Origin of the sequence: Knoellia sp. p5-6-4 (assembly GCF_029222705.1) — a bacterium.
In the GTDB taxonomy this organism is placed as follows: Bacteria; Actinomycetota; Actinomycetes; order Actinomycetales; family Dermatophilaceae; genus Pedococcus_A.
Genome location: NZ_JARGZF010000001.1, coordinates 735,892 through 760,636 on the forward strand (window position 1 = coordinate 735,892; position 24,745 = coordinate 760,636).

The window sequence follows — 24,745 nt, forward strand, 5'->3', positions numbered from 1 at the left end:
GAGGGCAGGTTGCTGCGTACCTCGCGGGCTGCAACCTCTGCCGGGTGCTCAGTGCCGCACCGGCTCCATCACGTGGTCGTGCATCTCCTCGAGCTCCTTGCCCCGGGTCTCCTCGACCCACTTCCAGACGAAGAGCAGCGACAGCAGCGCGCACACCGCGTAGAAGCCGTAGGCCAGGCCGAGCGAGAGGTCCTTCAGCGAGGGGAACGTCACCGTGATGACCCAGTTGGCCACCCACTGGGCAGCCGCGGCCAGGGAAAGGGCTGCCGCCCGGATGCGGTTGGGAAACTTCTCCCCCAGCAGGACCCACACCATCGGGCCCCAGGACATGCCGAAGGCCACCACGAAGAGGTTCGCCGCAACGAGGGCGATCGGGCCCTGCGCACCGGTGAGCTCGGGGGTCACGGTCCCGTCCGCCGCGGTGGTCGTGCTCGCCGTCCCGAAGATGAACGCCATGGTCGCCAGCGTGACGGTCATGCCGACCGAGCCGATGAGCAGCAGCGGCCTGCGGCCGTAGCGGTCGACCGACGCGATGGCGATGAGGGTGGTCGCGATGTTCACGATCGAGGTGATGACGGTGATCTTGAACGAGTCGGCCTCGCTGAAGCCGACCGCCTCCCAGAGCACGTTGGAGTAGTAGAAGATCACGTTGATCCCGACGAACTGCTGGAAGACCGACAGGCCGATGCCGACCCAGACGATGGGGAGCAGGCCCAGCGCCGGGCCGCGCAGGTCGCGCCACGACGGCTTGCTCTCGCGGCGCAGGGTCTCGCGGATGCGCTCGATGCGCAGGTCGACGCCGTCGGCGCCGAGGAGCCGTCGGAGCACCGTGCGGGCCTCGCCCTCCTGCTGGGTGGCGACGAGGTAGCGCGGCGACTCGGGGATGGTGAGCGACAGGGCGCCGTAGATCACGGCCGGCACGAGCATGGCGATGAACATCCAGCGCCAGGCCTCCAGGCCCATCCACAGCACGTCCTTCGACGACCCGGCCGCGCCGGCGAGCAGGTAGTCCACGAGCAGCGACATGAAGATGCCGGTGACGATGGCCAGCTGCTGCAGCGACCCGAGCCGGCCGCGCACGTGCGCCGGTGAGACCTCCGCGATGTAGGCGGGGGCGATCACCGAGGCCACACCGACACCGATGCCACCGATGATGCGACCGAGCACCAGCAGCTCGAGGTTGGGCGCCAGGCCGGTGCCGATGGCGCTGACCAGGAAGAGCAGCGCGGCGACCCGCATGACGAACAGCCGGCCGAACCTGTCGGCGAACCGGCCCGCGACAACGGCGCCGAGGGCCGCTCCCAGGAGCGCGGACGCGACGGCGAAGCCCAATGCCGCAGGCGCCACCTCGAACCTGTCCTCGATGGCCGAGACCGCACCGTTGATGACGGCGCTGTCGTAGCCGAACAGGAAGCCGCCGAGGGCAGCGACGGAGGCGATGGAGATGACTCGCCCGCTGCTGGGTGAGGCGTCGGCCTCGTCGGCCTCCGGTACTGGCACGGGTCGGTGGTCGCTCATGCAGGTCCTTCCTGGTGTTGCTGGGACGGTCGTGGCCCGGACCAGTCTCGGCGCCGACCGGGCGGGGCGCACGCGCAGGACCCTAGGCGCTCGGCGGCCGCGGTCGCCAAAATGGTCCGCATGGAGGTACTCGTCACCGGCGGCTCCGGCGCCCTGGGCTCCCTCGTGGTCTCAGAGCTGAGGCGGCGTGGCCATGACGCGAGACCGGCCAGCCGGCGCACAGGGGTCGACCTCGCGACAGGTGCCGGACTCGACGAGGCCGTTGCGGGGGTCGAGGCGGTCGTGCACTGCGCCACCCGGCCCCAGAGCCCCCAACAGGTCGACGTGGACGGGACTGGCCGGCTGGTGGCCGCTGCCGCCCGCCAGCCCGCGGTCCCGCACCTGGTCTACATCTCCATCGTGGGCTGCGACCTCAACCCCTTCCCCTACTACCGGGCCAAGGCCGAGGTGGAACACCGGCTCCGGCAGTGGGGCAGGCCCGTCACCGTGGTGCGGTCCACCCAGTTCCACCCGTTCGCCGCTGCCGTCGCCCGGCTGCTGACCGTCGGCCCGATCGCGCTGACGGTGGGCGACCTGGCCGTGCAGCCGGCCGACCCCGCCTGGGTCGCCTCCCGGCTGGTGGACGTGGCCACCGGTCCTGCGCCGCAAGGCTTCTCACACACGACAGACCTCGCGGGACCTGACGTGTTCGCGATGGGCGAGATCGCTGGGCTGCTGCGCAGCCACGCCGGGAGGGCCGCGCCCCGTGTCGTGCGCTTCCCTCCTGTGGGCGGGGCGCTGCGCGCGTTCAGCGACCGCACCAACCTGCCGCGCGGTGAGGCCGAGGTCGGGGGGCAGCCCTTCGCGCAGTGGCTGGAGGACCAGCCGCGCTAGCGCGCGATCCCGTCGCGCTGGCGGCCGACCCGCCGCGCCACGAGCACGGTCACCGCCCCCACGACCGCGGCCATGCCGACGACCAGCAGCAGCCACGGCCCCACGGCACCGGTCAGCCACGCCTCCACCACGGCGAAGCCGACGGTCGTGTAGACCGCGGCCCACACCAGGGACCCGACGACCGCGGCGGGCACGAACCGCGTCAGCGGCATCCGCAGCGCGCCGGAGGCGGCGATGACGGCCGTCTGGAAGCCCACCGTCAGGAACGACAGCGTCACGGCCGGAGCGCCCACCCGGCGCACGAACCGTTCCGCAGCCGCCACCGCCGGGCGGTCGAGGTGGCGCGAGAGCCGGGTCCGCTCTCCCCCGGCCCGCAGCCCCCGGCCGGCCCAGTAGGTCGCGTTCGAGCGCACCATGGCGCCGGCGAAGAAGAACAGGAACGTCGCGGCATACGGCCAGGAGTCGAAGGCCCCCGTCACCGCCGCGCTCCCGTGCTCACGGCTCCACCCTAGGCACCCCGGGACGACGTATGCCGGTGGGCCACCTGCGACGGCGGCCCACCGGCATACGTGGTGGTGCGGTGGAGCGGGGTCAGCGCGCGGCCGAGCCCTCGGTGTAGTCGGCGTCGGTCTCCTTGATCCAGGACATGAGCTTGCGCAGCTCCTTGCCGGTGCCCTCGATGGGGTGCTGGGCACCCTTCTCGCGCAGCTCCTTGAACTCCGGAGCGCCGGCGTCCTGGTCCTCGATGAAGCGCTTGGCGAACGCGCCGTTGCGGATGTCGGCCAGCACCGCCTGCATGTTCTCCTTCACCCGCGGGTCGATGACGCGCGGCCCGGAGACGTAGTCGCCGTACTCAGCGGTGTCGGAGACCGACCAGCGCTGCTTGGCGATGCCACCCTCGACCATGAGGTCGACGATGAGCTTGAGCTCGTGCAGGCACTCGAAGTAGGCGACCTCGGGCTGGTAGCCGGCCTCGACGAGGGTCTCGAAGCCGTACTGCACCAGCTGGCTCGCGCCTCCGCAGAGCACCGCCTGCTCGCCGAACAGGTCGGTCTCGGTCTCCTCGGTGAAGGTGGTCTTGATGCCGCCGGCCCGCAGGCCACCGATGGCCTTGGCGTAGGACTTCGCGAGCTCCCAGGCCTGGCCGGAGGCGTCCTGCTCCACGGCGAGCAGCACCGGCACACCGCGGCCGTCGACGTACTCGCGGCGCACGAGGTGGCCCGGGCCCTTGGGGGCCACCATGATCACGTCGGACCCGGCCTCGGGCTTGATGTAGCCGAAGCGGATGTTGAAGCCGTGGCCGAACAGCAGGGCCGCGCCCTCCTTGAGGTTCGGCTGGATCTCGTTGGCGTACACCGTCCGCTGCACCTGGTCGGGGGTGAGGATGACGACGAGGTCGGCCTCCTTCACCGCGTCGCCCACGGACTTCACGGTCAGGCCCTCGGCCTCTGCCTTGGCCCGGGACTTGCTGCCCTCGGCGAGGCCGACGCGCACGTCGACGCCGGAGTCCCGCAGGTTGAGCGCGTGGGCGTGGCCCTGGCTGCCGTAGCCGATGACGGCCACCTTCCTGCCCTGGATCACGCTCAGGTCTGCGTCGTCGTCGTAGAACATCTCGGCCACGTCGGCCACTCCTTCTGGTTTGGACTTCCGGGTTGGAACTGCGTTGGGTTCGTGGGGTTTTCGTGGTGCTGGGGCAGCGGTGCCGGCACGACCCGCGTATGCCGCGCGGGTCAGGCGGTGCGCAGCGCCCGGTCGGTGATGGAACGGGAACCGCGGCCGATGGCCACCATTCCCGACTGCACGAGCTCCTTGATGCCGAACGGCTCGAGCACCTCGAGGAAGGCGTTGAGCTTGTCGCGGTTACCGGTCACCTCGATCGTGAGGGCGTCACCGGCGACGTCGACGACCTTGGCGCGGAACAGCTGCACCGTCTCGAGGACGTGGCTGCGGCTCTGCAGGTCGGTGCGCACCTTCACGAGGAGGATCTCGCGCTGCACGGAAGCGGTGGGCTCGAGCTCGACCACCTTGAGCACCTCGACGAGCTTGTTGAGCTGCTTGGTGACCTGCTCCAGCGGCAGCTCGTCGAGGTCGACGACCACCGTCATGCGGGAGATCTCGGTGTGCTCGGTCGGACCCACCGCGAGGGAGTCGATGTTGAAGCCGCGGCGCGAGAACAGCGCGGCGATGCGGGCCAGGACGCCGGGCTTGTTCTCCACCAGCACCGACAGGGTGTGCTTGCTCATCTGCTCCCTCACTCCTCGCGGTCCCAGGTCGGCGTCATGTTCCGCGCGATCTGGATGTCGTCGTTGCTCACGCCGGCCGGCACCATCGGCCAGACCATGGCGTCACGGTGCACGACGAAGTCGACCACGACCGGCACGTCGTTGATCTCCATGGCCTTGCGGATCGTCTCGTCCACGTCCTCGGGCCGCTCGCACCGCAGGCCGACACATCCGTAGGCCTCGGCCAGCTTCACGAAGTCCGGGATGCGCCGGCCCACCGACGTGTGCAGGTCGGTGTTGGAGTAGCGCTCGTTGTAGAAGAGCGACTGCCACTGGCGCACCATGCCCAGGCTGGAGTTGTTGATCACCGCGACCTTGATCGGGATGTCGTTGATGACACAGGTCGCCAGCTCCTGGTTGGTCATCTGGAAGCAGCCGTCACCGTCGATGGCCCAGACGGTGCGGCCCGGCTCGGCGACCTTGGCGCCCATCGCTGCCGGCACCGCGAAGCCCATGGTGCCGAGCCCGCCGGAGTTCACCCAGGAGTTCGGGCGCTCGTACTGCACGAACTGGGCCGCCCACATCTGGTGCTGGCCCACCCCGGCGACGAACACCGACTCAGGTCCGCTGATCGCGCCCAGCCGCTCGATGACGTACTGCGGCGCCACCTCGGTGTCGTCCTCGGGGGCGCTGTAGCCGAGCGGGTAGGTCGACTTCCACTGCGCCGTCTCGTCGCGCCACGCGTCGTAGTCGCCGCTGCGGCCGGCCTCGTGGTCGGCGCGCACCGCGTCGATCAGGTCGGTGATGACGTCCTTGCAGTCACCGACGATCGGCACGTCGGCGGCCCGGTTCTTGGAGATCTCGGCCGGGTCGATGTCGGCGTGGATCACCTTGGCGAGGGGGGCGAACGTCGACAGCTGCCCGGTGACCCGGTCGTCGAAACGTGCGCCGAGGGTGATGAGCAGGTCGGCCTTCTGCAGTGCGGTGACGGCGGCCACCGACCCGTGCATGCCGGGCATGCCCAGGTGCAGCGGATGGCTGTCGGGCACCGTGCCGCGTGCCATCAAGGTGGTGACGACGGGGATCTGGGTCAGCTCCACGAACTTGCGCAGCTGGTCCGAGGCACCGGCCCGGATGACGCCACCGCCCACGTAGAACACCGGTCGCCTGGCCTCGGCGATGAGGCGCGCGGCCTCGCGGATCTGCTTGCTGTGCGGCCGCGCCACCGGCCGGTAGCCCGGCAGGTCGAACTTCGGCGGCCACGAGAACGTCGTCCGCGACTGCAGGGCGTCCTTGCTGATGTCGACGAGCACGGGCCCGGGACGGCCGGTCGAGGCGATGTGGAAGGCCTCGGCGATGACCCGTGGGATGTCGTCGGCGTTGGTCACGAGGTAGTTGTGCTTGGTGATCGGCATGGTGATGCCGCGGATGTCCGCCTCCTGGAAGGCGTCGGTGCCGATCGACGCCGAGCTCACCTGGCCGGTGATGGCCACCATGGGCACGGAGTCCATGTGCGCGTCGGCCAGCGGAGTCACGAGGTTGGTCGCGCCGGGGCCGGAGGTCGCCATGCAGACACCGACCTTGCCGGTCGCGCTGGCGTAGCCCTCGGCCGCGTGGCCGGCGCCCTGCTCGTGCCTGACGAGGATGTGGCGCACCTTCACCGAGTCGAGCAGCGGGTCGTAGGCCGGCAGGATCGCGCCGCCGGGGATGCCGAACACGGTGTCGACGTCCATCGCCTCGAGGGAGAGCACCAGGCTCTGCGCGCCGGTGACCTCGACAGGGGTCTTGGCGCGGGCCTGCTGGGCAAGCTGGGCCGGGGATGGTGCTGCCGGCTTGGCGTCGCTCACTTCGTCACCGATCGCTTTCTCCTGGTCCGCCGGCGAGACGCCGGCGGTGCTGCTCTGGCACAAAAAAACCCTTCGTCCCCGCAGGGACAGAAGGGGTGGCGCGTCTGCTCGGCTGGAGCGGACGCGCTAGGTGAGTACGAGAATTCGTGACACACCTGCACTGTCCCCCACGCCCCATTGCGTGTCAACGGATGAGACTTCGGGTCTCGGGATCCGGACCTGTGGTCTCAGTCACTGGCCCGGACGGGCGTCACGAGCAGACGGCGCCGCCCGACGCGCTGCCCACGAGCCTGCGGTACTTGGCGAGCACCCCGCGCGTGTACTTCGGCTCGGGGTGGGTCACGCCCGCCTCGCGCCGGCGCTGCATCTCCGCCTCGTCGACGAGCAGGTCGAGCGTGCCGTTCGCGACGTCGAGGCGGATCGGGTCGCCGTCGCGCACGAAGGCGATCGGGCCCTCGTCGACGGCCTCGGGCGCGAGGTGGCCGACGCACAGGCCGGTGGTGCCCCCGGAGAACCGGCCGTCGGTGAGCAGCAGCACGTCCTTGCCGAGCCCTGCTCCCTTGATCGCGCCCGTGACCGCCAGCATCTCGCGCATGCCGGGGCCACCCTTGGGTCCCTCGTAGCGGATGACCACGACGTCCTTCGGCTTCAGCGACCCGTCCTCGACGGCATCCATGGCGGCCCGCTCACCGTTGAAGACGCGCGCCGTCCCCTCGAAGACCTCCTCGTCGAACCCCGCCGACTTCACCACGGCCCCCTCGGGCGCCAGCGACCCGGTGAGGATGGTCAGGCCACCGGTGCGGTGCAGGGGCTGGGCCATCTCGCGGATGACCCGGCCGTCGATGTGCGGCGGCTTGAGCTCGTCGAGGTTCTCGGCAACCGTCTTGCCGGTCACCGTGAGGCAGTCGCCGTGCAGCAGGTCGGCGTCGAGCAGCGTCTTCATCACCACGGGGATGCCGCCGATGTGGTCGATGTCCTTCATGACGAAGCGGCCGAACGGCTTGACGTCCGCCAGGTGCGGCACCTTCTTGCCGATGCGCTGGAAGTCGCCCAGCGTGAGGTCCACCTCGGCCTCGTGCGCGATCGCGAGCAGGTGCAGAACGGCGTTCGTCGATCCCCCGAAGGCCATGACCACGGCGATGGCGTTCTCGAACGCCTCCTTGGTCATGATGTCGCGCGCGGTGATGCCGCGGCGCAGCAGGTTGACGACGGCCTCGCCGGACTTGCGGGCGTAGGCGTCGCGGCGGCGGTCGGTCGCGGGCGGTGCGGCCGAGCCGGGAACCGACATCCCGACCGCCTCGGCCACCGCGGCCATGGTGTTCGCCGTGAACATCCCGCCGCACGCGCCCTCGCCCGGACAGATCGCGCGCTCGATGGCGTCGACGTCCTCGCGCGACATCTTCCCGGCGGCGCAGGCACCCACCGCCTCGAAGGCGTCGATGATGGTGACCTCTTTCTCGGTGCCGTCCGAGAGCTTGGCGATCCCCGGGAGGATGGTCCCGGCATACAGGAACACCGAGGCGAGGTCGAGGCGCGCCGCGGCCATGAGCATCCCGGGCAGCGACTTGTCGCACCCGGCGAGAAGCACCGAGCCGTCGAGGCGCTCGGCGCTCATGACGGTCTCGACCGAGTCGGCGATGATCTCGCGGCTGACCAGGGAGAAGTGCATGCCCTCGTGGCCCATGGAGATGCCGTCGGAGACGGAGATCGTGCCGAACTCCAGCGGGTAGCCGCCGCCGGCGTGCACCCCGTCCTTGACGGCCTTGGCGAGCCGGTCGAGGGAGAGGTTGCAGGGCGTGATCTCGTTCCACGAGCTGGCCACGCCGATCTGCGGCTTGGCGAAGTCGTCGTCGCCCATGCCCACCGCCCGCAGCATCCCTCGGGCCGCGGTCTTCTCGAGGCCGTCGGTGACGTCGCGGCTGCGCGGCTTGATGTCGACGCCGTCGAAGGTGCGGGGGTCGGTGGTCGTCATGGGCGCAGTCTAGGACGGGCGTCCACGAGGTGGGACGCCGGTCTCGCTTGGTGGGCGAGCACGCCAGCGCGCCTGCGACGGTGTGCCGGGACCTCACCCCCTGCTGACATGGCACCTCAGCAACGACGCGGTGCCGAAGGCGATGTCGTGCCACTTCCCCGCGTAGCCCAGGACCGCCACCGCGGACGTGGGGAATCCCGCGGCGAGGCACTCGTGGGCCGCCGTGGAGCCGTCGCCCTCGGACAGCCCGCTCGCGAGCGCCGCCATCGTGGGGTTGTGGCCGACGACGAGCACCACCTGGGCCTCACCGCCCGACTCGCGCACCGTCTGCAGCACGCCGTCGGCCCCGCCGGAGTAGAGGCGTTGGTCGTACTCGACCTCCTCACCGCACGCTCCCCCGTTCGCGGCGGCCTCCCAGGTCTGGCGCGTGCGCACCGCCGGCGAGCAGAGCACCAGCTCGGGTCCCAGCCCGTTGTCGTGCAGCCAGCGGCCCGCAGCCGCGGCGTCGCGCCGCCCCCGGTCGGTGAGCTCTCGCTCGTGGTCGGCCTTGCCCGGGGTGTGCTCCGCCTTGGCGTGGCGGAAGAGGATGAGCACCTTGTCGTCGGCGGCGAGGGTCATGCCCTGAGCATGGCCCAGCCGGCTGGGACACGCCAGAGGTCCCCTACGTCATCGGGGGGAGACCTGCGGCACAGCGCTCAGCCACCGGAAACCGCGTTGATGACGTGGACGGTGGCGGCCGGGCCCACGAGGGTCTTCACTCCCTGGGCGCGCTTGGCGTCCTCCCCGTCGACGAAGATGTTGACGTGGCGACGGATCTGCCCCCGTTCGTCGCGGACCCGTGAGTTGAGGATGGGCCAGGAGGCGAAGGCTCCGTCGAGCACCTCCCCCAGCGGTGCGGGACCGGGCAGGTCGACGACCAGCTCGTGGGCACCGCCGGCCAGGTCACGCAGCACTCCGGGGAGGACGACACGGGTGGTCATGCGTCAGGCCACCGTCAGTGCGCGGACGCAGTAGACGTCGGGCAGCTGGGTCGCGAGCAGCGAGAACGACTCTCCGCCGTCGGTGCTCGCGTAGACCTCCCCGTTGCGGGTGCCGACGTAGAGCCCCGGCTCGGCCGGGTCGGTGTCGGTGCAGACTGCATCGCGCAGCACGTTGGTCCAGGTGTGTGGCAGCCCGGTGGACTGGGTCCGCCAGGTGCGGCCGGCGTCGTCGGAGCGCTGCGCCTGCAACTGCGCCTGCGGCGGGATGTGCTCGTAGTCGGAGGTGATGGGCACCAGCCAGAGCGTGTCGCCCTGCCGCGGGTGGACCACCACCGTCATGCCGAAGTTGGTGGGCAGCCCCTCCTCGATGGACTGCCACGTGACGCCGTCGTCCTCCGACCGGTAGACGCCTCGGTGGTTCTGGCAGTACAGCCGCGTGGGGGTCCGCGGGTCCCGGGCCACCTTGTGGACGCACTGGCCGAACTCCGGCCACTCGTCGTGCGGCATGAAGTAGGCGTGGATGCCGGTGTTGCCCGGGCTCCACGACTGCCCACCGTCCCTGGAGTTGTAGACACCGCCCGTGCTCATGGCCACGAGCATCGCCTGCGGGTCGACCGGGCTCGGCAGGACCGTGTGGATGGCGCCCCCGCCGGCGCCCTCGCCCCACTCGGGGCGGTGGGGGTGGTCCCACAGGCCGCGGTTGAGGGTGAACGTCTCCCCCGCGTCCTCGCTCCGCCACAGCCCCTGCGGTTCGGTGCCCGCCCACACCACGGACTCGTCGTGCGGGTCGGCCACGAGCTGCCAGGTCGCCTTCAGCGCGGTGTCGGTGTCCTCGGGGAACCGGATCGACCCCTCGGGGTGCTCGACCCACGTCCTGCCCAGGTCGTCGCTGTGCTGGAGCGACGGCCCCCAGTGGGAGGAGCGAAAGCCCACGAGGAGGCGGCTGCGCCCGCCCCGGGTGTCGAACAGGAGCGAGAGCACCTCGCTCATCAGGAAGTGGGGCCCCTCGAGCTGCCAGGCTGCACGGTCGGTGCTGCGCGCGAGCCAGAGGCCCTTGCGGGTACCGATGCCGACGATGGTCTCGGTCATCCCGCCAGCATGGCACTGCCGGCGTCGCCGGACACCCGCATTTCCACGGTCGCCCTGCTCCTCCCGCATCTGGTGCCGGCGCGCGAGCCGGGCGCACACTGCACGAATGGACCGGCCCCAGCCGGCGCTCGAAGCGCTCGGCCACGCCCACCGGCACGCCCTGGCCTGGCTGTCGTCGCTCGAGCACCGCCCCGTGCCCCCGCAGGCCTCGATCGCGGCGGTGGTCGAGGCGCTCGGGCCGGACCTGCCGGAGCAGGGGACCCACCCTGCCGAGGTCGTCGACCTCCTCGCACAGGCCTGCGACGCAGGCCTGACGGGTATGCCGTCGGGTCGCTTCTTCGGGTTCGTCATCGGCGGCACCCACCCCGCGGCCCTAGCGGCTGACTGGCTGGTGAGCGCCTGGGACCAGAACTCCGCGCTGCGCCGGGTGACGCCGGCGCACAGCGCGGTGGAGGACGTCACGAGCGCCTGGCTGGTCGACCTGCTGGGCCTGCCGCCAGGCAGCGCCGTGGGCTTCGTGACCGGTGCCACCATGGCGAACTTCACCGGCCTGGCCGCCGGCCGCGACACCGTCCTGCGCCGAGCCGGGTGGGACGTCGCCCAGCGCGGGCTGCACGGCGGCCCACGGGTGCGCGTGCTGGTGGGCGTCGAGCGGCACGACACCGTCGACCTCGCGCTGCGCTACCTGGGCCTCGGCGCCCCACGGGCGGTGGCGGTCGACGAGCAGGGGCGGTTGCGGGCCGACGCCCTCCACGAGGCCCTGGCCCGTGGCCTCTCGGGTCCCACGATCGTGGTGCTCCAGGCCGGCAACGTCCACTCGGGCGCCTTCGACCCCTTCCCCGACGCGTTGGCCGCGGCCAGGGAGCACGGCGCGTGGGTCCACGTCGACGGTGCCTTCGGCCTTTGGGCAGGGGCCGCAGCCTCCCGCAGGCACCTCGTCGCCGGCGTCGACGGCGCCGACTCCTGGGCGACCGATGCCCACAAGACCCTGAACGTCCCCTACGACAGCGGCCTGGCCATCGTCCGCGACCCGGCGGCCGTCCGGGCGTCGATGGGCATGCACGGGGCCTACCTCGTGCACGACGAGGCGGGCGAGCCGTTCGACAAGGTCCCGGAGATCTCCCGACGCGGGCGGGCCTTCCCCGTGTGGGCGGTGCTGCGGTCGCTGGGTCGTTCGGGCGTCGACGAGCTGGTCGACCGGTTGTGCAGGCACGCAACCGCGTTCGCCACCGGGCTGCGTGCCATCCCCGGCGCGCAAGTGCTCAACGACGTGGTGTTCACACAGGTGTGCGCCGCGTTCGGCAGCGATGAGCGCACCGAGCAGGTGGGCCGCGCCCTTCTCGCGGACGGCACCGCCTGGATGACCGGGTCGACGTGGCACGGACGCAGCGTGCTGCGCATCTCGGTGAGCAACTGGTCGACGACCACGAGCGACGTCGAGCGCAGCCTCGAGGCGGTCCGCCGGGCCGTTGCGAGCCTCTGAGGTCTCGAGCGCCAGACGCGAGATCCCAGATCTCGCACCTCCGGGTGGCCGCTGCACGCGAGAGGTGGGATCTCGCATCACCGGGAAGCCGCCGTCAGCCCTCGTGCACGACGTTGCGCAGCGGCGCCCCCGCGGCATACGCCCGCAGCTGTTCGCGCAGGAGTCGCAACGCCCGCGGCCGGAAGGCCGACGTGGCGCCGCCGACGTGCGGTGAGACCAGCACGCCCGGCGAGGTCCACAGCGGATGGTCCTGCGGCAGCGGCTCGGGGTCGGTGACGTCGAGGGCGGCCAGCAGGCGGCCGGACGAGGTCTCGGCCAGCAGGGCGTCGGTGTCGACGACCGGCCCGCGGGCGACGTTGACCAGCAGGGCGCCGTCGGGCATCGCCGCGAGGAACGTCGCGTCGACGAGCCGGCGCGTCGCCTCCGACAGCGGCACGATGACGATCACCACGTCGTGCCGGGGCAGCAGCTGCGACAGCTCGTCCACGCCGTGCACGGTGGCCACGCGGCCGTCGCCCTGGCGGGCACGGCTGGCCACTGCCGTGACCTCCACCTCGAAGGGCAGCAGGCGCTGCACCACCGCCCGGCCGACCGAGCCGTAGCCGAGCACGAGCACCCGCCGGTCCGCCAGGGCTGGCAGGACGCCCGGCGACAACCAGCGCCCCTCACGTTGTGCCAGAACGAAGTTCGGCAGGCCGCGAAGCGATGCCAGCGTCAGGGCGACGGCCAGCTCGGCGGTCGACGCGTCGTGCACGCCGGCGGCGTTGGCCAGTCTCACGCCCTCGGGCAGCTTGGCGAGCACGTCGTCGTAGCCGGCGCTGAGCAGCTGCACGACCTCGACGCCCGGCGTGTGCGCCAGGGCGCCGATCCGCTCCCCGGCGCCCATGTAGGGCGGCACGACGAGGCGGACCTCGTCCGCGCGCTGGGGCGGTCCGTCCATCGACCACGGCAGGAGCTCGAGGCCGGGCACGGGCCCCACGTCGTCGATCCAGTCCTGGCCGGGCAGCGTGACGACGGTCATGCGCCTCACGGTAACCGTGGCTGGGCGTGGGCCGGCTCAGCGGGCTCGTGCAAATGGTGGAGGACCACCTACAGCGACCGGCGCGTGTGCTGTCACCCCCCACGAGGTGCAATCCGTACGAGGCGCAATCCGCGTCGTGCACGAGGGGAGTAGGAACATGGGATTCGGCAAGTCTCGCAGGCAACTGCGAACGATCTGGAAGGCCCGGGCAGCTGGTCGCCTCCGGGTCGTGGGAGGTGGGTTGGCTGTCGCCCTGGGAATCGGTGTCCTTGGGGCTGAGCCGGCCCACGCCCTAGTCCCCGAGGCGCCGACAAACGTCTCCGCTGTCGCTGCTGGACTCGGTAGCGCCACCGTGAGCTGGACACCTGCTGGCGACGGGGGCAGCCCCCTGACCGGGTTCCTGGTCGCCGCCCAGCCGTCGGCCATCGGGCTGACGGTCGATGACCCGACCCAGACCAGTGCCACTATCACGGGCCTCCCTGATGGGACCTACACCTTCACCGTGCGCGCCAGGAACGCCGACGGCAGGTCCCTGCCGAGTCTCAAGAGCCCGGCGGTGACCATCACGGGCGGTTCCACCGTCACCGTTCCGGACCCACCGGTCAACGTCAGCGCGACGCCAGGAGTCCAGAGCGCCACGGTGAGCTGGACGCCGCCCGCCAACGACGGCGGCTGGCCGATCACCGACTACAAGGTGAATGTCAACCCCGGCAAGGGAGTCTCCATGCCTGCCCCAGGCGACGCCACGAGCCTGGTGTTCACCGGACTCACGAGCGGCGTGGAGTACACGTTCACCGTGCAGGCAGGGAATGACCTGGGCAGGTCCGCAAACAGCGCCCCGAGCAACGTCGTGACGCCCACCGAGCCCATGGCCGTGGCCAAGGACTTCACCGGCGACGGCAAAGGCGACATCATCGGCCGCAAGCTCAACGGCGAGCTCTGGCTCTACCGCGGTAACGGCACCGGGGGTGTCGGCGCTTACAACCGCATCGGCACGGGCTGGCAGGTCTTCGATCGGATCCTCTCCACGGGCGACTTCAGCGGCGACGGCAAGAGTGACGTCCTCGCCCGCAGGCCCAACGGCGAGCTATGGCTCTATAGCGGCAACGGTGGCGGTGGCTGGGCCGCCGCTGGCCGCCGCATCAGCACGGGTTGGCAGACCGTAGACCGGATCCTCTCCACGGGCGACTTCAGCGGCGACGGCAAGAGCGACATCATCGCCCGCAGGCTCAACGGCGAGCTCTGGCTCTACCGGGGCAACGGCGGTGGTGGCATCGCGTCCTACAGCCGCATAGGTACCGGGTGGCAGGCCTTCGACCGCATCTTCTCCACCGGCGACTTCACCGGCGACGGCAATGGTGACGTCCTCGCCCGCAAGCCCAACGGCGAGCTCTGGCTCTTCGCCGGCAACGGCGCGGGGGGCTGGGCCGCCGCCGGCCGCCGGATCAGCACCGGCTGGCAGGCCGTCGACCGCCTCTTCTCCGCTGGGGACTTCAGCGGCGACGGCAAGAGCGACGTCCTCGCCCGCAGGCCCAACGGCGAGCTCTGGCTCTACCGCGGCAACGGTGGCGGTGGCTTCAGCAGCTACGGCCGCGCCAGCAGCGGCTGGCAGGTCTACGACATCCTGCTCGGGGTCGGGGTGTAACCACGGCAGGTGCGGGAGAGGATGGCTCCATGCGCCTCCACCCCGCAGCCGTCACCGGCGCCCTGTTGGTCGTGACGGCCTGCACCGGGGCGGAGATCGGCAGTGCTGGAGAAGTGACCCCGCCGTCGATCTCCGCCCCTTCGTCCTCTGCCTCGTCCACCGCCAGCGCGAGCACCTCCCACACCGCGATTGCCAGTGGCCCATCGAAGACCACACCATCGTCGACCCCCGCACCCAGGCAACGTCGCACCGTTGCGACCAACCTCGACGTCCCCTGGGCCATCGCCTTCCTCCCGGACGGGTCCGCGCTGGTGACGACCCGTGACCAGGCTCAGCTGCTCCAGGTGCGCGAGGGCGGGGCCACCCGGAACCTCGGCCGGGTCCCCGGCGTCGAGCCCGGCGGCGAGGGCGGCCTGCTCGGGGTCGCCGCCTCCCCCGACTTCTCGACGGACCGGTCGGTCTTCCTGTACCTCACCGCCGGCAACGACAACCGTGTGGTGCGGGTGACGTTCGCGAACGGGAGGGCGAGCCGCCCGCAGCCGGTCCTCACCGGCATACCGAAGGCCGGCAACCACAACGGCGGACGGCTGGCGTTCGGACCCGACGGGTTCCTCTACGTCACCACCGGCGACGCGGGAGTGCCCGACCGCTCGCAGGACCGCAGCTCCCTCGGCGGCAAGATCCTGCGCGTCACCAAGGACGGCCGGCCCGCGCCGGGCAACCCGTTCGACGGGTCACCGGTGTGGTCCTACGGCCACCGCAACGTGCAGGGCATCGCCTGGGACAGCGACGGGCGCATGTTCGCCAGCGAGTTCGGCCAGAACACCTGGGACGAGCTCAACCTCATCCGCCCCGGCCGCAACTACGGCTGGCCGGTGGTCGAGGGCCGGGCCGGACGGGCCGGCTTCGTCGACCCGCTGCGCCAGTGGTCGACCGCCGAGTCCTCGCCGAGCGGCATCGCGGTGACCGCCGACGGGACGGTCTACCTGGCGGCGCTGCGCGGGCAGTCGCTGTGGCGCGTCCCGACCCGTGACGGGGTGGCCGGCGAGCCGGTGCGGCTGCTCGAGGGCGAGTACGGCCGGCTGCGCGACGTCGTCGTCGGCCCGGACGGCCGCCTGTGGGTGCTGACCAACAACACCTCGCGGGGCAACCCCCGCCCCGACGACGACCGGCTGCTCGTCATCCCCGAGTCCACCCTGCCCTGACCACCGAGCGAGAGGAAGCCGAGCATGTCCGCAGTCGAGGAGATCATGGACGCCATCCCCGTCGAGCAGCTCGCCCAGCGGGTCGGGGCGGATCCCGACGAGGTCGAGCGGGCCGCCCGCACCGCGCTCCCCGCCCTCCTCGGTGGGCTGCAGGCCAACGCCGCCGACCCCGCCGGGGCCTCCTCGCTCGCGGAGGCGCTCGGCCAGCACGACGGCGCGCTCATCGAGGGCGGGGTCGACCTCGACGACGTCGACGAGGCCGACGGGCAGAAGATCGCCCACCACATCTTCGGCGACAACGAGGAACAGGTGGTCGGTCGGATCGGTGGCGTGGGAGCGGTCAGCAGCGACCTCGTCGCCAAGCTCCTGCCCCTGCTCGCCCCGATCGTGCTGTCGTGGCTGACCAGGCAGGTGCTGGGCGGCGGCCGCCCCGAGCCGGCCGGTGGGGGCGGCGGGCCGCAGGACGTCCTGGGGCAGGTGCTCGGCGGCGCGGTCGGTGGGCAGCGAAGCGGCGGCAGCAGCGGCAACATCATCACCGACGTGCTCGGCGGCCTCCTCGGCGGCGGCCGCCGCTAGGCCGGGTATGCCGGTGGGCCGGCACCCTGGGTGAGGTCACCCGGGTGCCGGCCCACGCGGCACACGTGCAGCCGGGGCGGCGGTGGTCAGCCGACGCCGAGGCGCTCGAGGATGATCGCTCGCGCCTTGCCGGCGTCGGCCTGGCCCTTCATCTCCTTCATGACCTGGCCGATCAGGGCACCGGCGGCCTGGACCTTGCCGCCGCGGATCTTCGCGGCCACATCGGGGTTCGCCTCGATGACCTTGTCGACCGCCGCCTCGAGGGCGCCGTCGTCGTGCACGAGCTCGAGCCCACGGGCGTCGGCGACCTCCTCCGGCGAGCCCTCGCCGGCGATGACGCCGTCGAGCACCTGGCGGGCCATGGAGTCGTTGAGGCGCCCGTCCTTCACGAGGCGGTCGAGCTCGGCGACGTGCTCGGGCGTGACGCCGAACTCGTCGACGGCCCTGCCCTCGGCGTTGGCGCGGCGGGCCAGCTCGCCGGTCCACCACTTGCGGGCCCCGGCCGCGGTGGCCCCGGCCTCGACCGACAGCTCGATGAGCTCGACCGCGCCGGCGTTGACGACGTCGCGCATCTCGAGGTCGGAGAAGCCCCAGTCGGCCTGGAGGCGCTTGCGGCGCTGGGTCGGCGGCTCCGGCAGGGTCTTCTGCAGGGCCTCGACGGTCTGCAGGGTCGGCGCGACGGGGACGAGGTCCGGCTCCGGGAAGTAGCGGTAGTCCTCGGCGTCTGACTTCTCGCGGCCGCTGGTGGTCACGCCGGTGTCCTCGTGCCAGTGCCGGGTCTCCTGGGTGATCCGGCCCCCGGCCTCGAGGATCGCCGCGTGCCGGCAGATCTCGTAGCGGACCGCACGCTCCACCGAGCGCAGCGAGTTCACGTTCTTGGTCTCGGTGCGGGTGCCGAGCGGCACGTCGTCCTGGTGCTGACCCTCGGCAGCACGGGGGCGCAGCGAGACGTTGGCGTCGCAGCGCAGCGAGCCCTGCTCCATGCGCACGTCCGAGACGTGCAGGGCCCGCAGCAGGTCGCGCAGGGCGGCGACGTAGGCCTTGGCGACCTCGGGGGCCCGCTCCCCCGCGCCCGTCATCGGCTTGGTGACGATCTCGATCAGCGGGATGCCGGCCCGGTTGTAGTCGACGAGCGAGTACTCGGCCCCGTGGATGCGCCCGGTCGAGCCGCCGACGTGCAGGCTCTTGCCGGTGTCCTCCTCCATGTGCGCGCGCTCGATCTCGACCCGGTAGGTCGAGCCGTCCTCGAGCTCGACGTCGAGGTGGCCGTTGAAGGCGATCGGCTCGTCGTACTGCGAGGTCTGGAAGTTCTTCGGCATGTCCGGGTAGAAGTAGTTCTTCCGGGCGAACCGGCACCACGGCGCGATCTCGCAGTTCAGCGCCAGGCCGATCCGGATCGCCGACTCCACGGCCTTCTCGTTGACCACCGGCAGGGCGCCGGGAAGGCCGAGGCAGACGGGACACACCTGGGTGTTCGGCTCGGCGCCGAACTCGGTGGCGCAACCGCAGAACATCTTGGTCTTCGTGTTGAGCTCGACGTGCACCTCGAGGCCCATCACGGGGTCGTACTTCTCCAGCGCCTCGTCGTAGGACAGGACGGGCTCGGTGGTGGCGGTGCTCATGCCGCTCACGCTCCCTTCGCGGTCAGCTGGGGTGCCTTCGCCAGCAGGGGGCCGCCCCACTGCTCGACGAGCAGCTTCTCGAGCACGGCGCCGACCCGGTACAGGCGGGCGTCCTCGGTGGCGGGGGCCAGGATCTGGATGCCGGTGGGCAGCCCGTCCTCGTCGGCCACACCGCTCGGTAGCGACATGCCCGGCACACCGGCGAGGTTGGCCGGGATGGTGGCGATGTCGTTGAGGTACATGGCCATCGGGTCGTCGAGCTTCTCGCCGAGCCGGAACGCCGTCGTCGGTGCGGTGGGGCTGACGAGGACGTCGACCGACGCGAAGGCCGAGGCGAAGTCGCGCGAGATGAGCGTGCGCACCTTCTGGGCCTGGCCGTAGTAGGCGTCGTAGTAGCCGGAGCTCAGCGCATAGGTGCCGAGGATGATGCGGCGCTTGACCTCGTCGCCGAAGCCGGCGTCGCGGGTGGCGGCCATGACCTGCTCGGCGCTCGGGTCGTCGACCCCTTCGGGCAGCACCCGCAGGCCGTAACGCATGGCGTCGAACTTGGCGAGGTTCGAGGACGCCTCGCTCGGCAGGATGAGGTAGTAGGCCGCGAGGGCGAAGTCGAAGCTCGGGCAGGACACCTCGACCACCTCGGCGCCGGCGTCGACCAGCAGCTGCACCGACTCCTCGAAGCGGGCGCGCACGCCGGGCTGGTAGCCCTCGCCACCGAGCTCCTTCACGACGCCGATGCGCATGCCCTTGACGTCACCGCGACGGGCGGCCTCGACGACGGGCGGGGCGGGGGCGTCGATGGAGGTGGAGTCCCGCGGGTCGTGGCCGCCGATCACCGAGTGCAGCAGGGCCGCGTCGAGCACGGTGCGCGAGCAGGGCCCCGCCTGGTCGAGGCTGGAGGCGAGCGCCACCAGGCCGTAGCGGGAGACACCGCCGTAGGTGGGCTTGGTGCCGACCGTGCCGGTCACCGCCGCCGGCTGGCGGATCGAGCCGCCGGTGTCGGTGCCGATGGCCAGCGGGGCCTCGAACGCGGCCACCGCTGCCGAGGAGCCACCGCCCGAGCCGCCGGGGATGCGGTCGAGGTCCCACGGGTTGCGGGTGGGTCCGTAGGCCGAGTGCTCGGTGGACGAGCCCATCGCGAACTCGTCCATGTTGGTCTTGCCGAGGATGGGCATCCCGGCCGCGCGCAGTCGGCTGACGAGCGTGGCGTCGTAGGGCGGGATCCAGCCCTCGAGGATCTTCGAGCCACAGGTCGTCGGCAGGCCCTTGGTGGCCATGACGTCCTTGACGGCGATCGGCACGCCGGCCATGACGTGCAGCTCCTCACCGGCGGCGCGGCGCTGGTCGACGTCGTGTGCCGCGGCGAGCGCGCCCTCGGCGTCGACGTGGAGGAAGGCGTGGATGTCGCCGTCCACGACGGCGATGCGGTCGAGGTGGGCCTGGGTGACCTCGACGGAGCTGACCTCGCGGCGGGCGAGCGCGTCAGCGATCTCGGCCGCGCTGGAGCGGGTGATGTCGGTGCTCACGGGTGGGAACGTCCTTTGCTTCTGTCGTCGATCGAGGTCGGTCGTCGACCAGGGTCAGTCTTCGGCGAGGATGCGGGGCACGGAGAAGCGCTGCAGCTCGGAGGCCGGCGCCATCTCGAGCGCGGCGTCGGCGCCGAGGGACGGCTGGATCTCGTCGGGCCTCGTCACGTTGGTCAGCGGCAAGGGGTGCGACATCGGCGGGACGTCCTCCGCACCGGCCTGCTGCACCTTGGCGACGGACTCGAGGATCACCGCGAGCTCGCCGACCATCTTGTCGAGCTCGGCGTCGGAGAGGTCAATGCGGGCGAGGCCGGCGAGGTGCGCGACGTCACCCCTGGACAGTGAGGACATGGGTGCCAGTCTATGGGCTGGCTCACAGCCGTCCGGTCACGGTCCCGACCACCCCTAGGCTGCGCCCATGAGTGCCGTTCCGACCCCTCTGTTCACCGCCATCGACCACGTCGGCGTGGCCGTGGCCGACCTCGACGGGGCCATCGCGTTCTACCGTGACACCTACGGCATGACGCTGGCCCACGAGGAGGTCAACGAGGAGCAGGGCGTGCGCGAGGCGATGATGTCCGTCGGCGACTCCGGCTCCTGCATCCAGCTCCTCGCGCCCCTCTCCCCGGAGTCGACCATCGCGAAGTTCCTCGACCGCTCCGGCCCCGGCATCCAGCAGATGGCCTACCGCGTCGAGGACGTCGACGCGGTGAGCGCGGTGCTCCGCGAGCGTGGCCTGCGCCTGCTCTACCCCGAGGCCAGGCGCGGCACGTCGAACTCGCGCATCAACTTCATCCACCCCAAGGACGCCGGCGGAATCCTCGTCGAGCTCGTGGAGCCGGCCGAGGACGCGGCCCACTAGCGCGAGCTCAGGTCGACGGCGGCGCGTCCTCCAGCTCGGCCAGTGTCAGCACGACCAGCGCCGCCGTCCAGGCGAGCGGCCCCGGGCCGGCCGGCTTCCCGCGGGCCGTCACCTTCTCCGGCAGGCTCCCCCACGGCGTGCGGTGCTCGTCGAGCCAGTCGAGCCAGTAGGCGGACGTGCCCCGCCTCCCGGACGCGGCCGCCGTGTAGGCGACCAGGGCCGTCTCCGGGGTCCACGAGACGCCGTCCTGCTTCCACGAGGTGCCGGGCGCGAGCCCGCCCGCCTCGCGCAGGGCGTCCACCTGGTAGCGCTCCCAGGCCGCGACGACCGGCGCCCGCTCGGGCGTGAACGGCGGCATCAGCATCGCGACGGCGGCGTCGAGCCCCCCGCTGCCGCCGTACCGCTCGTAGTCGGCGCCGAACCGGCGGTGCACCTGGCGCTCGAGGCGGGCGGCGGCCTCGCGCACCCCCTCGGCCCGCTGCGCGAGGCCGCGCACGGCATACAGCTCGGCGCTGTGGGTGAGCCCGGCGAGCACCGGCGCCGCGGTGCCGAGCGTGGTGCGCCACTCGCTCACCTCCCAGTAGTCGGGTGAGTCGGGGGGCAGCCGGCGGCCCTGCCCGGTGACCGCGAGCAGGTGGTTCGTGCAGCGGTCCTGCAGGCCGGCGAAGGAGTCGGCGACCGCACCCTCGCCGGCGCGGTGCACGCGCTCGAGCGCCCACAGCACCCAGCCGCAGCCGTCGAGCTGTCGTTCGCGGCCGTCCGGTGGGCCCGAGCCATCGAGGTGGTAGCGGGCCTCGTACCCCTTCACCGCGTCGAGCGGCAGCCGGTCGAGGAAGCCGAGGACCCGCGTCGCCTCCGCCGGGTGCCCGGTCTCCGCGAGGGCCACGGCGACGAAGGCGCTGTCACGGGGCCAGACGTACTCCCAGCGGTCGGCGGCGCCGGCCAGCACCGCGCCGCCCGGGCGCACCAGCTCGCGCAGGTCGGCCAATGCGGTGCGCGACATGTCCTCCCACCGGGTGCCGGCACCCGGCACCCTGCCGGCGGCCAGCCACTCGTCGGTGGCGGCGGCTGACGCGGCACCCGCCCGGGTGGTGGTGTCGGCCTGCCACGTCGAGGGCGTGATGAGCACCGGGTCGACGGCGAGCTCTGCGGGGCCGAAGGCCAGCGATCCGGTGCCGAGAACGGCCGCGGCCGCCACCACGGCACCTGCTGCCCTGACCGCTCGCCGCACCGCCAACCCCTGGAGTCGATTCACCGGACACCTCGTGCCCGGGTCCCCGATTATGGGTGGAAGCCGGGCGCGGTCGAGCCCGAACCGCCGAAATGGGGCGCAACCCCACGACACGCCGTGCCGGACTGTGGCTGGGCCCCATCTCGGCGACGGAGCTGCGTCGGGTGAGACAGGTCACCGCGTGACCGCCGTCTCACTCCCGGTCACGGGCCGCAGGGCCCGCACTAGGTTCGGCGCAGCCCCAGTGTCCCCCTCTCCATCTACGCCGAGGAGTTCCCCACGATGCAGGAGATCCGCGACGCCATCCTCTCGGGCGACCGCGCCCGTGAGACGTATGCCGGCCTGGCCGTTCCCGAGACCTACCGTGCCGTGACGGTGCACAAGGACGAGGTCGGCATGTTCGAGGGCATGGCCAGCCGCGACAAGGACCCCCGCAAGTCACTGCACGTCGACGAGGTGCCGCTGCCCGAGCTCGCCCCGGGCGAGGCGCTGGTCGCCGTGATGGCCAGCGCCATCAACTACAACACCGTCTGGACCTCGATCTTCGAGCCGGTCTCGACGTTCGGCTTCCTCGAGCGCTACGGCCGCACCTCCGAGTACGCCAAGCGGCACGACCTGCCGTACCACGTCGTCGGCTCCGACCTCGCCGGCGTCGTGCTGCGCACCGGGCCAGGGGTGCACAAGTGGAAGCCGGGCCAAGAGGTCGTCGCGCACTGCCTCTCCGTCGAGCTCGAGAGCGCCGACGGCCACAACGACACGATGCTCGACCCCGAGCAGCGGATCTGGGGCTTCGAGACCAACTTCGGCGGTCTGGCCGAGCTGGCCATCGTCAAGACCAACCAGCTGATGCCCAAGCCCGACCACCTGACGTGGGAGGAGGCCGCCTCCCCCGGGCTGGTGAACAGCACGGCATACCGCCAGCTCGTCTCGCGCAACGGCGCAGGCATGAAGCTCGGCGACACGGTGCTCATCTGGGGCGCCTCCGGCGGCCTCGGTTCCTACGCCACCCAGATGGCGCTGGCCGGCGGCGCGACCCCGGTCTGCGTGGTCTCCTCGCCCGACAAGGCGGAGATCTGCCGGAAGATGGGCGCCGAGCTGGTCATCGACCGCAACGCCGAGGGCTACCGGTTCTGGAAGGACGAGACCACCCAGGACCCCAAGGAGTGGAAGCGGTTCGGCGCCCGCATCCGCGAGCTGACCGGCGGCAAGGACGTCGACATCGTCTTCGAGCACCCGGGGCGGGAGACCTTCGGCGCCTCGGTCTACGTCGCGCGCAAGGGCGGCACCATCGTCACCTGCGCCTCGACGAGCGGCTACATGCACGAGTACGACAACCGCTACCTGTGGATGAGCCTCAAGCGGGTCATCGGCTCGCACTTCGCCAACTACCGCGAGGCGTGGGAGGCCAACGACCTCATCAACCGCGGCCTGATCCACCCGACGCTGAGCAAGACCTACGCGATGGCGGAGGTCGGGCAGGCGGCGTTCGACGTCCACAAGAACCTGCACCAGGGCAAGGTCGGCGTGCTCACGCTGGCGCCCGAGGCCGGGCTCGGCGTCACCAACGAGGCCAAGCGGCAGACCCACCTGAGCGCGATCAACCGGTTCCGAAACGCCTGAGCGGGTCCCACCCCGTGACGGACCTCCCCTGGCACTAGGCTCGCCGCGGGAGGTCCGTCATATGTGGGATCGGTGGAGGGAGTTCCGGCGCAGGCAGCGCGAGGCACTCCGGGAGAGCAACCGCCCCCGGGGCATCGCGCCCGGGCAGGTCGGCGAGGAGGACGTGCGCCTGCAGCGCGACCTGCTCTCCACCGTGCTGCCCCCCGTCGAGGGCGCGACAACCCCGGCCCCCACCCCAGGGAGCCCCCAGGCCGCTGGTGTCGCCGGCGCCGCCGGTGCCGCCGCTTCGGGAGCTTCGGCAGGCGGCGAAGCCGCGACCGGCGCGGAGGGTGACCACCACGCCGGGGAGGGCGAGGCACCGGGCCGGCGCTTCGGCCAGGCCGGGCGCCCGCTGAACCGGCAGTCGCCGTTCTACGTCGGCTTCGTGGGCGCGTTCGGCGTCATCATCGCCCTCGGCCTGTGGCACCTCATCGGCCGCCTCAGCGCGGTGATCACGCTCATCGTCGTCGCCTTCTTCCTGACCCTGGCCCTCGACCCGATCGTCACGTCCCTGACCCGGCGCGAGATCAAGCGTCCCGCCGCCGTGAGCATCGTGTTCGCCGGGGTGCTGGTGGTCTTCACCCTGATCGGGCTGCTCGTCGTGCCCCCGGTGGTCGAGCAGGGAACCCAGCTCGTCCAGGACGCCCCGGGCTACGTCGACAGCGTGCTCGACAGCCGGGTCGTGCGCCAGGTCGACCGCGACTACCAGGTCGTCGACAAGATCTCGGAGGAGTTCAACAAGCGCGTCACCGACAGCGCGTTCCTCAGCCAGGTCTTCGGCGGTGTGCTCGGCGCGGGCCGGGCCGTGGTCACCGGGGTGTTCCAGTTCTTCACCGTCATGATCCTGACGCTGTTCTTCCTGGGGAACCTGCCGAAGATCAAGCGCGCGTCCTTCGAGATGGTCCCCGCCTCACGCCGCCCGCGCGTGGTCTCCCTATCGGAGGAGATCATGCGGCGCGCCGGCTCCTACGCCATCGGCCAGGTCGCGGTGGCGACGATCAACGCGATCCTGAGCTGGGTCATGATGTCGATCGTCGGCATCCCGTATGCCGCGGTGCTGGCGGTGCTCGTCGGCATCCTGGGGCTCGTGCCCATGGTGGGTGCCACCCTCGGCGCCGCCCTGGTGTGCACGGTCGCCCTCTTCGACGAGCCGCGCAAGGCGATCATCGCCCTCGTCTACTACATCGTCTACCAGCAGGTCGAGAACTACCTCGTGGTGCCGCGCATCATGCAGCGCACCGTCTCGGTGCCGGGCGCCGTCACGGTCGTCGCCGCGCTCGCCGGGGGCACCCTGCTCGGCGTGCTCGGCGCCCTGCTCGCCATCCCGATCGCCGCCGGCCTGCTGCTGCTCTACGAAGAGGTGCTGCTCCCCCGCCAGCGGAGGCACTGAGGCCTCGCGTCCGTGAACGCGGACTCA

Annotated in this window: 22 protein-coding genes; 8 read left to right on the forward strand and 14 right to left on the reverse strand. The window is 71.6% G+C overall.

Translation table 11 applies throughout. From position 1 onward, the window contains the following. Positions 1 to 48: 48 nt before the first annotated feature. Positions 49 to 1,518, reverse strand: coding sequence for a sugar porter family MFS transporter (locus P2F65_RS03495; RefSeq protein ID WP_275804209.1), 1,470 nt, complete (start codon positions 1,516 to 1,518; stop codon positions 49 to 51). Positions 1,519 to 1,638: 120 nt separating this feature from the next. Between P2F65_RS03495 and P2F65_RS03500 the strand changes: the two genes are divergently transcribed. Further along, complete coding sequence (locus tag P2F65_RS03500) at positions 1,639 to 2,391, forward strand: NmrA family NAD(P)-binding protein (RefSeq protein ID WP_275804211.1); 753 nt, start codon at positions 1,639 to 1,641, stop codon at positions 2,389 to 2,391. Here the strand turns inward: P2F65_RS03500 and P2F65_RS03505 are convergent. The 8 genes from P2F65_RS03505 to P2F65_RS03540 all read right to left on the reverse strand — a co-directional run bounded on the left by P2F65_RS03505 (position 2,388) and on the right by P2F65_RS03540 (position 10,501). After that, positions 2,388 to 2,870, reverse strand: a complete 483-nt coding sequence (locus P2F65_RS03505) for a VTT domain-containing protein (RefSeq protein WP_275804213.1) — start codon at positions 2,868 to 2,870, stop codon at positions 2,388 to 2,390. The genes P2F65_RS03500 and P2F65_RS03505 overlap by 4 nt on opposite strands. Positions 2,871 to 2,982: 112 nt before the next feature. After that, positions 2,983 to 4,011, reverse strand: a complete 1,029-nt coding sequence (gene ilvC, locus P2F65_RS03510; protein ID WP_275804215.1) for a ketol-acid reductoisomerase — start codon at positions 4,009 to 4,011, stop codon at positions 2,983 to 2,985. 110 nt (positions 4,012 to 4,121) lie between these two features. Continuing rightward, the gene (gene ilvN / locus P2F65_RS03515) at positions 4,122 to 4,634 is read right to left on the reverse strand and encodes an acetolactate synthase small subunit (protein WP_275804218.1); all 513 of its coding nucleotides are present in this window, start codon (positions 4,632 to 4,634) and stop codon (positions 4,122 to 4,124) included. Between the two features lie 8 nt (positions 4,635 to 4,642). Next, positions 4,643 to 6,460 carry an acetolactate synthase large subunit gene (locus tag P2F65_RS03520; RefSeq protein WP_275804221.1) on the reverse strand — a complete coding sequence of 606 codons (1,818 nt, stop codon included), beginning with the start codon at positions 6,458 to 6,460 and terminating at the stop codon, positions 4,643 to 4,645. A gap of 250 nt (positions 6,461 to 6,710) precedes the next feature. After that, positions 6,711 to 8,432, reverse strand: a complete 1,722-nt coding sequence (gene ilvD, locus P2F65_RS03525) for a dihydroxy-acid dehydratase (RefSeq protein ID WP_275804224.1) — start codon at positions 8,430 to 8,432, stop codon at positions 6,711 to 6,713. 93 nt (positions 8,433 to 8,525) lie between these two features. Then, entirely contained in the window at positions 8,526 to 9,050 is a 525-nt protein-coding gene (locus tag P2F65_RS03530; RefSeq protein WP_275804226.1) for a histidine phosphatase family protein, read from the reverse strand. Between the two features lie 77 nt (positions 9,051 to 9,127). Beyond that, entirely contained in the window at positions 9,128 to 9,412 is a 285-nt protein-coding gene (locus P2F65_RS03535) for a MoaD/ThiS family protein (RefSeq protein WP_275804228.1), read from the reverse strand. 3 nt (positions 9,413 to 9,415) lie between these two features. Further along, positions 9,416 to 10,501: a sialidase family protein gene (locus P2F65_RS03540; RefSeq protein ID WP_275804230.1), complete on the reverse strand. Its 1,086-nt coding sequence runs from the start codon at positions 10,499 to 10,501 to the stop codon at positions 9,416 to 9,418. A 106-nt stretch (positions 10,502 to 10,607) separates the two neighbouring features. Here P2F65_RS03540 and P2F65_RS03545 point away from each other — a divergent pair, with 106 nt between their 5' ends. After that, the gene (locus P2F65_RS03545) at positions 10,608 to 11,984 is read left to right on the forward strand and encodes a pyridoxal-dependent decarboxylase (protein ID WP_275804232.1); all 1,377 of its coding nucleotides are present in this window, start codon (positions 10,608 to 10,610) and stop codon (positions 11,982 to 11,984) included. Positions 11,985 to 12,078: 94 nt separating this feature from the next. Here the strand turns inward: P2F65_RS03545 and P2F65_RS03550 are convergent, their stop codons facing one another. After that, a complete protein-coding gene (locus P2F65_RS03550) occupies positions 12,079 to 13,005 on the reverse strand; it encodes a 2-hydroxyacid dehydrogenase (RefSeq protein WP_275804234.1) in 927 nt (308 codons plus the stop codon). Positions 13,006 to 13,162: 157 nt separating this feature from the next. On the opposite strand from P2F65_RS03550, the gene P2F65_RS03555 reads away from it, so the two are divergent. Genes P2F65_RS03555 through P2F65_RS03565 form a run of 3 tightly spaced genes read left to right on the forward strand, consistent with a single transcriptional unit; the run spans position 13,163 to position 16,431 of the window. After that, a complete protein-coding gene (locus tag P2F65_RS03555; protein WP_275804236.1) occupies positions 13,163 to 14,650 on the forward strand; it encodes an FG-GAP-like repeat-containing protein in 1,488 nt (495 codons plus the stop codon). A 29-nt stretch (positions 14,651 to 14,679) separates the two neighbouring features. Further along, entirely contained in the window at positions 14,680 to 15,855 is a 1,176-nt protein-coding gene (locus tag P2F65_RS03560) for a PQQ-dependent sugar dehydrogenase (RefSeq protein WP_275804238.1), read from the forward strand. Between the two features lie 24 nt (positions 15,856 to 15,879). Next, positions 15,880 to 16,431: a DUF937 domain-containing protein gene (locus P2F65_RS03565; RefSeq protein ID WP_275804239.1), complete on the forward strand. Its 552-nt coding sequence runs from the start codon at positions 15,880 to 15,882 to the stop codon at positions 16,429 to 16,431. A gap of 86 nt (positions 16,432 to 16,517) precedes the next feature. Here the strand turns inward: P2F65_RS03565 and gatB are convergent, their stop codons facing one another. From gatB to gatC, 3 genes are read right to left on the reverse strand one after another with little or no spacing between them, the layout of a single operon-like run. Beyond that, positions 16,518 to 18,053 (reverse strand): Asp-tRNA(Asn)/Glu-tRNA(Gln) amidotransferase subunit GatB, encoded by a 1,536-nt coding sequence (gatB, locus tag P2F65_RS03570; RefSeq protein ID WP_275804241.1) that lies wholly within the window; start codon positions 18,051 to 18,053, stop codon positions 16,518 to 16,520. Between the two features lie 5 nt (positions 18,054 to 18,058). Beyond that, positions 18,059 to 19,576 carry an Asp-tRNA(Asn)/Glu-tRNA(Gln) amidotransferase subunit GatA gene (gene gatA / locus P2F65_RS03575; RefSeq protein WP_275804243.1) on the reverse strand — a complete coding sequence of 506 codons (1,518 nt, stop codon included), beginning with the start codon at positions 19,574 to 19,576 and terminating at the stop codon, positions 18,059 to 18,061. 54 nt (positions 19,577 to 19,630) lie between these two features. Then, on the reverse strand, positions 19,631 to 19,927 hold the full coding sequence (gene gatC / locus P2F65_RS03580; RefSeq protein ID WP_275804245.1) for an Asp-tRNA(Asn)/Glu-tRNA(Gln) amidotransferase subunit GatC: 297 nt from the start codon (positions 19,925 to 19,927) through the stop codon (positions 19,631 to 19,633). A 67-nt stretch (positions 19,928 to 19,994) separates the two neighbouring features. Here gatC and mce point away from each other — a divergent pair, with 67 nt between their 5' ends. Continuing rightward, the gene (gene mce / locus P2F65_RS03585; RefSeq protein WP_275804247.1) at positions 19,995 to 20,438 is read left to right on the forward strand and encodes a methylmalonyl-CoA epimerase; all 444 of its coding nucleotides are present in this window, start codon (positions 19,995 to 19,997) and stop codon (positions 20,436 to 20,438) included. 7 nt (positions 20,439 to 20,445) lie between these two features. Here mce and P2F65_RS03590 read toward each other — a convergent pair whose 3' ends face one another. Beyond that, complete coding sequence (locus P2F65_RS03590) at positions 20,446 to 21,693, reverse strand: glycoside hydrolase family 15 (RefSeq protein WP_275804249.1); 1,248 nt, start codon at positions 21,691 to 21,693, stop codon at positions 20,446 to 20,448. Positions 21,694 to 21,951: 258 nt separating this feature from the next. Between P2F65_RS03590 and ccrA the strand changes: the two genes are divergently transcribed. Both ccrA and P2F65_RS03600 read left to right on the forward strand, forming a co-directional pair. Then, positions 21,952 to 23,289 (forward strand): crotonyl-CoA carboxylase/reductase, encoded by a 1,338-nt coding sequence (gene ccrA, locus P2F65_RS03595; RefSeq protein WP_275804251.1) that lies wholly within the window; start codon positions 21,952 to 21,954, stop codon positions 23,287 to 23,289. Positions 23,290 to 23,350: 61 nt separating this feature from the next. Continuing rightward, entirely contained in the window at positions 23,351 to 24,718 is a 1,368-nt protein-coding gene (locus P2F65_RS03600; protein ID WP_275804253.1) for an AI-2E family transporter, read from the forward strand. Positions 24,719 to 24,745 lie beyond the last annotated feature (27 nt).

Coding starts and splice junctions, on each gene's coding strand:
- P2F65_RS03555 (WP_275804236.1), top strand. CDS start 13,163: ATGGGATTCGGCAAGTCTCGCAGGCAACTGCGAACGATCTGGAAGGCC.
- P2F65_RS03545 (WP_275804232.1), top strand. CDS start 10,608: ATGGACCGGCCCCAGCCGGCGCTCGAAGCGCTCGGCCACGCCCACCGG.
- P2F65_RS03530 (WP_275804226.1), bottom strand. CDS start 9,050: ATGACCCTCGCCGCCGACGACAAGGTGCTCATCCTCTTCCGCCACGCC.
- gatC (WP_275804245.1), bottom strand. CDS start 19,927: ATGTCCTCACTGTCCAGGGGTGACGTCGCGCACCTCGCCGGCCTCGCC.
- P2F65_RS03550 (WP_275804234.1), bottom strand. CDS start 13,005: ATGACCGTCGTCACGCTGCCCGGCCAGGACTGGATCGACGACGTGGGG.
- P2F65_RS03600 (WP_275804253.1), top strand. CDS start 23,351: ATGTGGGATCGGTGGAGGGAGTTCCGGCGCAGGCAGCGCGAGGCACTC.
- ilvN (WP_275804218.1), bottom strand. CDS start 4,634: ATGAGCAAGCACACCCTGTCGGTGCTGGTGGAGAACAAGCCCGGCGTC.
- P2F65_RS03495 (WP_275804209.1), bottom strand. CDS start 1,518: ATGAGCGACCACCGACCCGTGCCAGTACCGGAGGCCGACGAGGCCGAC.
- P2F65_RS03565 (WP_275804239.1), top strand. CDS start 15,880: ATGTCCGCAGTCGAGGAGATCATGGACGCCATCCCCGTCGAGCAGCTC.
- P2F65_RS03540 (WP_275804230.1), bottom strand. CDS start 10,501: ATGACCGAGACCATCGTCGGCATCGGTACCCGCAAGGGCCTCTGGCTC.
- ccrA (WP_275804251.1), top strand. CDS start 21,952: ATGCAGGAGATCCGCGACGCCATCCTCTCGGGCGACCGCGCCCGTGAG.
- ilvD (WP_275804224.1), bottom strand. CDS start 8,432: ATGACGACCACCGACCCCCGCACCTTCGACGGCGTCGACATCAAGCCG.
- P2F65_RS03500 (WP_275804211.1), top strand. CDS start 1,639: ATGGAGGTACTCGTCACCGGCGGCTCCGGCGCCCTGGGCTCCCTCGTG.
- P2F65_RS03560 (WP_275804238.1), top strand. CDS start 14,680: ATGCGCCTCCACCCCGCAGCCGTCACCGGCGCCCTGTTGGTCGTGACG.
- P2F65_RS03535 (WP_275804228.1), bottom strand. CDS start 9,412: ATGACCACCCGTGTCGTCCTCCCCGGAGTGCTGCGTGACCTGGCCGGC.
- gatB (WP_275804241.1), bottom strand. CDS start 18,053: ATGAGCACCGCCACCACCGAGCCCGTCCTGTCCTACGACGAGGCGCTG.
- mce (WP_275804247.1), top strand. CDS start 19,995: ATGAGTGCCGTTCCGACCCCTCTGTTCACCGCCATCGACCACGTCGGC.